The sequence below is a fragment of the Streptomyces sp. NPDC086835 genome, assembly GCF_044745705.1.
Lineage (GTDB): Bacteria > Actinomycetota > Actinomycetes > Streptomycetales > Streptomycetaceae > Streptomyces.
Genome location: NZ_JBIVAU010000031.1, coordinates 1 through 3,339 on the forward strand (window position 1 = coordinate 1; position 3,339 = coordinate 3,339).

Annotated in this window: 4 protein-coding genes; all 4 read left to right on the forward strand. The window is 73.2% G+C overall.

Features of this window, described 5'->3' with window-relative positions:
* The first annotated feature begins 166 nt into the window (after positions 1 to 166).
* Complete coding sequence (locus ACIPJI_RS36445) at positions 167 to 568, forward strand: MerR family transcriptional regulator (protein WP_402251262.1); 402 nt, start codon at positions 167 to 169, stop codon at positions 566 to 568.
* Positions 569 to 705: 137 nt separating this feature from the next.
* Positions 706 to 1,929, forward strand: a complete 1,224-nt coding sequence (locus ACIPJI_RS36450; protein WP_402251264.1) for a D-alanyl-D-alanine carboxypeptidase family protein — start codon at positions 706 to 708, stop codon at positions 1,927 to 1,929.
* Positions 1,930 to 1,993: 64 nt separating this feature from the next.
* Positions 1,994 to 2,347 carry a hypothetical protein gene (locus ACIPJI_RS36455; RefSeq protein ID WP_402251266.1) on the forward strand — a complete coding sequence of 118 codons (354 nt, stop codon included), beginning with the start codon at positions 1,994 to 1,996 and terminating at the stop codon, positions 2,345 to 2,347.
* A gap of 45 nt (positions 2,348 to 2,392) precedes the next feature.
* Entirely contained in the window at positions 2,393 to 3,181 is a 789-nt protein-coding gene (locus ACIPJI_RS36460) for an Fpg/Nei family DNA glycosylase (protein WP_402251268.1), read from the forward strand.
* Positions 3,182 to 3,339: the final 158 nt, after the last annotated feature.

A 3,339-nucleotide genomic window follows, 5' to 3' on the forward strand; every position in this document is an offset into this window, starting at 1 on the left:
CACCCGGTACGACAAGACCGCCGAGTCCTACCAAGCAGCCGTCACCCTCGCCTCACTCCTGATGTGGGCGTGACACTTTGACGACAACTCCTAGGATTCGAGCTCGTACTGCGGATGGCTTCGAACCATCGAAAACGTGGCGTGAGGCAGAGGAGACGGCAGGGCGATGGCTGAATGCCAGATGCAGATCGGCGAGGTGGCCGAGCGGACCGGCTTGTCGCTGCGGACGATCCGCCACTACGAGGAGGTCGGCCTCGTCACCCCTTCCGCCCGCAGCAAGGGCGGCTTCCGTCTCTACACCGAGGCCGATGTCGAACGACTGATGGTCGTCCGCCGGATGAAGCCGCTCGACTTCTCCCTCGACGAGATGCGGGACCTGCTGGAGATCACCGATCGCATCGCGGACAGCGAGGACCCGCCGGCCGTCGAGGAGCGGGAACAGCTCCACGCCCGCCTGGACTCCTACCGCAAGGTCGCCGACGCACGCTGCGAGAAGCTGCGCGCCCAGCTGGTGGCGGCGGAGGACTTCGCGGCGACGCTCAGGCGGCGGATGGACGCCGCGAGGTAGTCCCTGGACCACGGGCCACGCCGCCGGCCGGGGCGCGGCGGTGGTGAGCCGGGGCGGCACCTGCCCGTCGCGGGGGCGCTTCCGCCGGTCGGCTCAGCGGACCTGCGCGTCCGGTTGCCCGTTCCTACGCTGGCCGAATGATCATCAGATTTACTGCACGGCTGGCCTTTTGCTGCGCGACGGCCCTCGCCGCCGGCGCACTCGGCCTGCTGCCTGCCTCCGTCGCGCAGGCCGAACCCACGCCTCGACCCGCCTCCGCCGACGCGTCGCCGCTGCACCGGCCGGGCACCCATGTCGGGCCTCTCAACGGGGCCCCCGACCTCCCTGGAGACGTCTCCGCCCTGTCGTGGCTGGTGGCCGACGCGGACACCGGCGATGTGCTCGCCGCTCACGACGCGCACCGCCGCCTGCCGCCCGCCAGCACCATCAAGACGCTCTTCGCCCTCACCGCGCTTCCGAATCTGGCCGACGCCCCGCCGCACACGGTCACCGAGGAGGAACTCGCAGGAGTGGGCGAGGGAAGCAGCCTGGTCGGCATCGAGGCCGGACGCACGTACAAGCTGGACGACCTGTGGCGGGGCGTCTTCCTGAGTTCCGGCAACGACGCCGTGCGCGTCCTCGCCGAGATGAACGGCGGCTGGACCGCCACGGCCGAGCAGATGCAGGCCAAAGCCCGCGCGTTGGGCGCGTTCGACACGCACGTGGTCTCCCCCGACGGCTACGACGAACCGGGGCAGGTCTCCTCCGCATTCGACCTGGCGGTGTTCGGCCGGGCCGGCCTGACGGACCGGCAGTTCGCGTCGTACGCGTCCACCGTCGACGCGCCCTTTCCCGGTGGCACCCACGACGACGGCAGCCCCACCTGGACGTACGGCATCAGGAACACCAACCGGCTGCTGACCGGCGCGGACGGGGTGGAGCCCTACCCGGGGATCATCGGCGTCAAGAACGGCTACACCTCCCACGCCGGCAACACGCTGGTCGCCGCCGCCCGGCGGGACGGACGCACCCTGGTGGTGACTGTGATGAACCCGCAGTCGGGCGGTGGTCACACGGTCTACGAGGAGGCCCGCTCCCTCCTCGACTGGGGCTTCGCCGCCGCCGGCAGTGTCGAGCCCGTCGGGTCGCTGGAGCCCGTCGGGTCGCTGGAGCCGCCGGCCGTACAGAAGGCCCCGCCGGCCGGGCCCGGCCCCGTCACCCGGGCCGCCGCGCCGCCTGCTCGGGCGGCCGCGGTCCCGGAGGAGACCGGCACCGGCATCGCGTACGCCTGGCTGGGTGCGTTCGTGGGCGCGTCCGGCGTGGCAACGGTCCTCATCCTGCGGATGCGTCGCAGGCCCCGTCCGCCGGAGTCGGGTTCCTGATGCTCCGGCAGCTGCCGCCCGACCGGCGCCTGTCCGCCGTGCCACCCGGGCGTAGCCTCGGTACATGGGTGACCTGCTGCCGCTGCTGGTGTTCACCGGCTGCCTCGCCGCGATCATGGGGTTCTTCACCTGGATCGCGGTCCACGTCCGCCGCCGCGGCCTCGCCGGCGCGGCCGTCCGGGCGGCCCTGGCCTCGCACGACGAGGCGTTCCGGGTGACCGCCCATGAGTCCTACTACGAGATCCGGGCGCAGGCGGAACGCCAGGGGCAGGCCCTGTCGCCCGACGGCCGGTGGACGCCGGGCCGGGACGGCGCAAGGCCCGCCGGCTCGGGGAGCCGGCGACCGCGAGGGGCCCGGCGGCGCCGCCGACTGCGCGGTTCTCGACGGTTTGCCTATGGCCCCGGGCGCGGTCGCTGACCCTGGCGCACCGGCTCCGGACGGACGAGACGGTCGGAGGATGCCGTGCCCGAACTGCCCGATGTGGAAGGGTTCCGGGAGGTCCTGGCCTCGTGTGCGCGGGGCAAACGGATCGAACGGGTCGAAATCCACGACGCCGGCGTGCTGCACGGCGTCACCGCCGCGCGGCTGCGCCGGGCCTTGCAGGGCCGCCGGTTCGCCGAACCGGCCCGGCACGGGAAGTGGCTGCTGGCCCGCACCGACGGGCCCACCCTGATGATGCACTTCGGCATGACCGGACAACTGGTGTGCTGCCAGGCGGGCGACCCCCCGGATCCGCACGACCGGGTCGTCCTCACCGTGGGCCGTGAGGAGTTGCGCTTCCGCGATCAGCGCAAACTGCAGGGCCTCTGGCTCGCCGACGACCCCGACGCCGATGTGGCGCGGATGCTGCACGACCAGGGGCCGGACGCGCTGTCGGTGGACAGGGCCGCGTTCGGGGAACTGCTCTCCCGGCGGCGCGGCCGCGTCAAGGCGGCCCTCACCGACCAGTCCGTGCTCGCCGGACTGGGCAATCTGCTCGCGGACGAGATCCTGTGGCGCGCCGGCCTGCGTCCCACCCGCCGGGCGGACCGGCTCGACGACGACGAGCTCACGCGGCTGCACACCGAGATGCGTCGCACGCTGCGTTCGTCGGTGCGTGCCGGGCGCGTTCCGCCGCGGAAGTCCTGGCTCACCGGCCGCCGTGACGACAGCGACCCCGCGTGCCCACGGTGCGACGGGCCGCTGAGCCGTGAACGCGTCGGCGGGCGCGGCACGGTGTGGTGTCCGCGCTGCCAGCCGGACGGTTCCTGACCCGCGCGCCGGTGCGGCACTGCCCGTGGGCGCTGTGCCGCACCGGCGATCACGGGGCCGGCGTGCGGGTCAGTGTTGCAGGCGGCCGTTCACGCGCCGGGGAAGTCCGAGCGGGTTGTCGTCGCGCAGTTCCGGCGGGAGCAGGGCCTGGGGGGTGG

Excerpts from the sequence above, each read along its gene's own strand:
- ACIPJI_RS36445 (WP_402251262.1), top strand. The coding sequence starts at position 167 with ATGGCTGAATGCCAGATGCAGATCGGCGAGGTGGCCGAGCGGACCGGC.
- ACIPJI_RS36450 (WP_402251264.1), top strand. The coding sequence starts at position 706 with ATGATCATCAGATTTACTGCACGGCTGGCCTTTTGCTGCGCGACGGCC.
- ACIPJI_RS36455 (WP_402251266.1), top strand. The coding sequence starts at position 1,994 with ATGGGTGACCTGCTGCCGCTGCTGGTGTTCACCGGCTGCCTCGCCGCG.